Consider the following 5,811-nt stretch of genomic DNA (forward strand, 5'->3'; position numbering starts at 1 on the left):
TCAAATTTGGCATCAATTCCCAAGCCTTGAAGCACTTCCAGTATGGGTTTGGTATAGCGCCTGAAATCCACCATATCTTCCTTATCACTTGTTCTGGTGAACGTAAAATTGAGGTTTCCCATATCGTGATAGACCGCCCCACCGCCTGAAAGTCGCCTGACTACTTTGATGTCTTTTTCCTTGACATAATCGAGGTTGATTTCGGCAAGTGTGTTTTGGTGTTTTCCCACGATGATGGCATTGTCATTTTGCCAAAGCATAAAGCAATCTTCATCGATGTGTTTAAAGATATACTCGTCTGTGGCTATATTGAAATAAGGGTCGGTACTGTGGTGGTGAATGCAAAGCATGACAGTTACAATTTTTTATAAAAGTAGTTAATCCTCATATCAGACAAAAAAATATCTCCTTGTTATTCCTGATTTTAAATACTTTTGCAAAAAACTTGACTATGACATTCGTCCAACTTAAACCCAAAGTTTCAGAAATTGTAAGCAACACCTCTTTCAGCAAGGAAGAAAAACTGACCAAAGTGTGTGAATTACTTCAGGAACAAATAGAATATTACGACTGGGTGGGTTTTTATTTTGCCAACGTAGCCGAGAAAACCCTTCATTTAAAAGCCTTTGCCGGCAAACCAACAGATCATACCGTGATCCCTTTCGGGAAAGGCATTTGCGGGCAGGTAGCGGTTTCCAACCAAAACTTTGTTGTGCCTGATGTCAAAGCCCAGGACAATTACATTGCTTGCAGTATTTATGTGAAATCTGAAATTGTAATCCCCTTATTTAAAGACGGCAAAAATATTGGGCAGATTGATATCGATTCACATAAAATCGATCCATTTACGGAAGAAGACGAACGCTTTCTGGAATGGGTGAATGGGGAAGTAGCGAAGGTTCTTTAGTGGTCAGTGGCAGTGTTCAGTGTTCAAACTAACCACTGCCACTGATTACTGACCACTCTTAAAAATTTACTCCACCACCATAAAACTCATCCATAATGATTTATAAATTGAGTACTTATGTTTTAAATCTTTGGTCTTTAGTAAAAAAATAGAACTTAAACCATAAATCGTAAACATCTAAATATAAAATAATTAAGATCAACACAAAAATGCTTTTATGTTAAATTTAATATATTTTTAAGATTTTATTTTTTTTCTATTAACAAATTCACTTCTTTAGTAGTTACAAAAAACGCATAAGTCGATTTAGGCTTAAATCCCCAAGACTTTAAAAGTCTAAAATTATTTAGTAATCTAAATAGGCGTTTACCATGGTTAATTTTTACTCATCTTGTAAGTTTTTTAAAACGAAATCCCTTTTAACCATTCGATTATTGTTACAAATTACACCAATTACATCTTATAGTTTTCACTCTTAAACCAACCTAATTATGACCGATAAAAAACAAATAAATATAAACAGATGAAAACATACATCCTTCCCGTAATTGCACTTTTACTTTTTGCTTCATGCAGCAGCGTGAGAGTGGCATCAGATTATGACACATCGGTTAATTTTAACCAATACAATTCCTACGCATTTTTTAAGCCGGGCATTGACAAAGCTGAAATTTCAGATCTGGATAAACGCAGAATCCTAAGAGCTATCGATAGCGAAATGAGCGCCAAAGGCATGCAAAAATCAGAAACACCTGATGTGATGATTAGTTTTTTTACCAAAGCTAAAGAACGCGTAGACGTCTACCAAAGCCACTATGGCTGGGGCCATCCGTGGGGCTGGGGCTGGGGACACCCTTGGGGCGGCACTTCAGTTTCAAAAACAACAGAAGGCACGCTGTATATTGACATTATAGACGCCAAAACCAACGAATTAGTTTGGCAAGGTATCGGAACAGCACCTTTGGCTAGAGACATGGAAAAGAAAGAGGCAAGGATTAAAGAAATCGTTCAAAAAATTCTTGAAAGATACCCGCCAAAATAAACTTTAATAAATTTTAGTAATAAGTCCCCTTTTTAGGGGATTTTTTTATTCCTTAAACTCAAGTACATCTTTGGAATTAAACCCAATTGTAATTCGCTCATCTATCTGGTTATGTTTGGTGACCACGGTAAGGTGCTCGCCATTATCAAGTCGCAACAAGAGTTGAGTGTTTGAGCCCATAAAAGTCTTTTTTAATACAGTGGCATGGGTAACATAATCACATTCATCGTTAATGGCAATGTTTTCATTTCTGATGGCGTGACAACATTCCGCTTTTAGCGGACATTCAAACGCAGACTGCATTTCTTTGCTAAGTTGGATGGTATTCCCAAAAAGAGAAGCCACGTATACCGAACTCGGTTTGGAGTACAAATTGGCCGCTGCATCTTTCTGTACAAGTTTCCCGTTTTGAAGTATAAGTATTTCATCGGCTACAGCCAAAGCATCCTGTGTATCGTGAGTTACAAAAATTGCCGTCACCCCTGCTTTTTTTACAATATCAAATACCTCATTGCGCAACTGGGCTCGAAGCATTGCATCCAGATTACTAAAAGGCTCATCAAGTATCATTAACGACGGATTGGGAGCCAGTGCTCTTGCCAATGCCACCCGTTGTTGCTGACCACCTGAAAGCTGATGTGGATAGCGGTCTCTCAATTCCAACAAGCCCACCAGTTCAAGTACTTCTTTGGCACGTTGTTCTTTGTTTTTCAATTTTGAAAGGCCATACATCACATTTTCTACCAATTTCAAATGCGGAAACAATGCATATTCCTGAAAAACAAAACCGATATTGCGCTTTTCTGGTGCTACATTTTTTTTGATTGAAGAAACCAGTTTATCGTTAATTTCAATAGTTCCGGTATCGGGTGTCTCCAATCCTGCGATGAGACGAATCAATGTAGTTTTTCCGCTTCCACTTTCGCCTACTATGGCATAGACATCACCTTCATTAAGGTGAAAACTCACATCTTTTAGAGCAAAGGATTTTCCTTTGTCAAAGCTTTTTGAAAGTGAAGATACATTTAGCATAATTATTTTTTAACCAACAATTTATTCAAAAATATTACCGGTATGGTGGCCGTAAAGATAATAAATAACGACGGAATAGCCGCCTCTATCACCCGTTCATCACTGGCATATTCAAAGGCTCTTACTGCAAGGGTATTTATTTGAAAGGGTTTTAAAATGAGTGTTAATGGTAGTTCTTTTAGAACATCAACGAAAACAAGTATAAAAGCACTCAGCATCCCTGTTTTAATCAAAGGATATTCAATCTTAAAAAAGGTTTTAAAGTTGCCAACACCCAGTGTTTTTGAAGCATCCGGAATGGTATTGCTCACTTTCAGGGTGGTGGATTCTATGGGGTTATAAGCAACAGCGAGGAACCGTACAGCGTAAGCATATACTAGCGCAAACAAGGTTCCGTGAATAATAAAACCCGTCGTGCTTCCTGAAAGTGATGCAACCATACCTATCAACCATCTGTCAAGTGCTAGTGTAGGTATCATAATGCCGATGGCTACTACCGCTCCGGGAATAGCATATCCAAGGACACCTAACCTCGAAAGGTTTTTAATTAGCCCAATGCGATTCCATTTGGCCGAAAAAATGAGTAATGTTGCCAAAATTACCGTGACAGTGGCTGTTAAAAATGCAATGCCAAATGTTTGTAATGAAAGCATTAAAAAGGAATAATCAAACACCGAACTGTATGTTAAAAATGCCCAGTAAATCAATTGTGCCAGAGGAATAAAAAACCCGAATAAAACCGGTGTGACCACAATGCAAAATATCAAAAACTGATTGCGCCTGGATGTGGTTTTTCGGTAGATTCGTTCGGTATTGGTTCGCTCGTTTGAATATTGAATTTTTCTGCGTTGCCATTTTTCGAAAAGGATTAATGCAAAAACCAAAATCAACAACAAAGCTGAAAGATAAATAGCTGTTTCAGGCTCTTCCATTGAAAACCATGACCTGAATATACCTGTGGTAAAAGTATTTACGCCAAAGTACTGTGCAGCACCATAATCATTTAGCACTTCCATTAAAACCAAAATCATTCCAGCTATAATAGCAGGTCTGGCAAGTGGTAAAATCAATTTGAAAAATGTTTTAAACTCTCCCACACCAAGCATTCTGGATGCTTCCAGCAAGTTGTTTGCCTGATTTAAAAAAAAGGCACGAGTGCTTACATAGACATAAGGAAACAGTGAAATACTCAACACAAAAGCAAGTCCAAAGCGGTTCATCACATCAATGCGGGTAAATTCCATTCCAAAATACCGTTGTATGAGTTCGAGACTTCCTCCATAATCAAAAACTCCGGCATAGGCGTATGCCACAATATAAGAAGGAATAGCAAGTGGTAAAATGAGCAACCATTCCAGTTGTTTTCTAAAAGGAAAATCATAACGTGCTACCAACCAGGATGTGGTTACGCCAAAAAGCAGCACCATCAAACTACAAACTATTAAAAGATAAGCGGAATTGGAAACATACTGTCCTAAAAGATTTTTGACAATATGCATCCAGGACTCACCGGGACCGTCAAACAATTTAAAAATGATGGTAAGTACCGGAAGGGCAATCAACAACACCACAAAAAGTGTAATCAACGACCAGCGGTTGCTGTCCCTTTTCAGGCGGAGCAAGCGGTTTTTTACGGAAAATATTTCGTTATCTCCAGCCTCCTTCATCAAATAAAATTACTGCCTTTTTGTTGTTTTCGCCCAACAGGGTCAAGTTTAAGGTATCCTCTTTAAAACCTCCCCATTGCATAAGTGTTTCAGAAACCTCAACATTGCTATTTACCGGGTATTCATAATTGGAAAGTGCAAATAAGCTTTGAGCTTCTTCAGATAATAAAAACTCGATAAATTTGACGGCATTTTCTTTATTGGGGGCAAACTTTGCCACCCCTGCACCACTTACGTTGATATGGGTTCCAGTGGTTTGTTGGTTTGGGAAAAAGATGCCGATGGACTGAGCCACACTAACTTCTTCAGGATTGTTTGAGTTGGCCATCAAACCAATGTAATAGGTATTTACGATAGCCAAATCACCTTCACCGGCAGCAACAGCCTTGACCTGGTCGCGGTCGTTGCCTTTGGGAGTTCTGGCCATATTTCTAACAATGCCTGCAACCCATTCTTTGGCTGATTCGTCTCCTTGATTGGCAATAATTGAAGCCAATAAGGACTGATTGTAGATATTCCCTGATGAACGGATGAGCAGTTTGTTTGCCCACTTTTCGTCAGTTAGCTCTTCAAACGTTGATAGTTCATCAGGGTTCACGCGGTCTTTCGCGTAAGCGATAACACGCGCGCGCTTAGTCAATGCAAACCAATGGTTTTCTTTATCCTTAAGGTGGTTGGGAACAATGGAATCCAAAGTGGAAGATTCAATGGCCTGCAGGAGTTGCGATTCTTTTGCACGATACAAACGCCCGGCATCGACAGTAATCAAAACATCAGCAGGGGAGTTGCTGCCTTCCAAGGTCATTTTTTGAATCAACTCGTCTGCGCTTGCGTTGATTACATTGACTTTTATACCGGTTTGCACTTCAAACCTTTTGAAAAGTTCCTGATCTGACTCATAATGACGGTGAGTATATACATTTACTACATTGCTTTCTTCAGGTTCTTGTTTACAGGAAAAAAAGAGTAAAGCCAGTAAAAATAACATAAGTTGCTTCATAATGATTATTTTTTTATGACTGCAAATATAGTTATTTAGAATTGTTTTAAATAAAAATAGCGTTAAAATTACTTTATAAAAAAGGGGCTTTATGCCCCTTTTAAAAATTTTGCATTTGCATTTTATTTTTTCAAATCCTTTTCCCTTACGGCTCTAAACTCTG

Annotated in this window: 6 protein-coding genes; 2 read left to right on the top strand and 4 right to left on the bottom strand. The window is 38.4% G+C overall.

The window, feature by feature from the left end; all coding sequences use genetic code 11:
* The coding region (locus AC6F75_RS08860; RefSeq protein WP_500714647.1) for a lipoyl protein ligase domain-containing protein at window positions 1-350 on the bottom strand (350 nt) is incomplete at its 3' end.
* Between the two features lie 101 nt (window positions 351-451).
* Between AC6F75_RS08860 and AC6F75_RS08865 the strand changes: the two genes are divergently transcribed.
* Both AC6F75_RS08865 and AC6F75_RS08870 read left to right on the top strand, forming a co-directional pair.
* The gene (locus tag AC6F75_RS08865) at window positions 452-907 is read left to right on the top strand and encodes an XrtF-associated fRMsr-like GAF protein (protein ID WP_500714648.1); all 456 of its coding nucleotides are present in this window, start codon (window positions 452-454) and stop codon (window positions 905-907) included.
* A 523-nt stretch (window positions 908-1,430) separates the two neighbouring features.
* Window positions 1,431-1,949 carry a DUF4136 domain-containing protein gene (locus AC6F75_RS08870; RefSeq protein WP_500714649.1) on the top strand — a complete coding sequence of 173 codons (519 nt, stop codon included), beginning with the start codon at window positions 1,431-1,433 and terminating at the stop codon, window positions 1,947-1,949.
* Between the two features lie 45 nt (window positions 1,950-1,994).
* On the opposite strand, the gene AC6F75_RS08875 is transcribed toward AC6F75_RS08870, so the two are convergent.
* Genes AC6F75_RS08875 through AC6F75_RS08885 form a run of 3 tightly spaced genes read right to left on the bottom strand, consistent with a single transcriptional unit; the run spans window position 1,995 to window position 5,648 of the window.
* Window positions 1,995-2,981 carry an ATP-binding cassette domain-containing protein gene (locus AC6F75_RS08875; RefSeq protein ID WP_500714650.1) on the bottom strand — a complete coding sequence of 329 codons (987 nt, stop codon included), beginning with the start codon at window positions 2,979-2,981 and terminating at the stop codon, window positions 1,995-1,997.
* 2 nt (window positions 2,982-2,983) lie between these two features.
* Window positions 2,984-4,648 carry an ABC transporter permease subunit gene (locus AC6F75_RS08880; protein WP_500714651.1) on the bottom strand — a complete coding sequence of 555 codons (1,665 nt, stop codon included), beginning with the start codon at window positions 4,646-4,648 and terminating at the stop codon, window positions 2,984-2,986.
* Window positions 4,629-5,648 (bottom strand): extracellular solute-binding protein, encoded by a 1,020-nt coding sequence (locus AC6F75_RS08885; RefSeq protein WP_500714652.1) that lies wholly within the window; start codon window positions 5,646-5,648, stop codon window positions 4,629-4,631. Before AC6F75_RS08885 ends, AC6F75_RS08880 begins: the two co-directional genes overlap by 20 nt.
* Window positions 5,649-5,811 lie beyond the last annotated feature (163 nt).

It is taken from the genome of Planktosalinus sp. (assembly GCF_059864935.1).

Excerpts from the sequence above, each read along its gene's own strand:
- AC6F75_RS08865 (WP_500714648.1), top strand. The coding sequence starts at position 452 with ATGACATTCGTCCAACTTAAACCCAAAGTTTCAGAAATTGTAAGCAAC.
- AC6F75_RS08875 (WP_500714650.1), bottom strand. The coding sequence starts at position 2,981 with ATGCTAAATGTATCTTCACTTTCAAAAAGCTTTGACAAAGGAAAATCC.
- AC6F75_RS08880 (WP_500714651.1), bottom strand. The coding sequence starts at position 4,648 with ATGAAGGAGGCTGGAGATAACGAAATATTTTCCGTAAAAAACCGCTTG.
- AC6F75_RS08870 (WP_500714649.1), top strand. The coding sequence starts at position 1,431 with ATGAAAACATACATCCTTCCCGTAATTGCACTTTTACTTTTTGCTTCA.
- AC6F75_RS08885 (WP_500714652.1), bottom strand. The coding sequence starts at position 5,648 with ATGAAGCAACTTATGTTATTTTTACTGGCTTTACTCTTTTTTTCCTGT.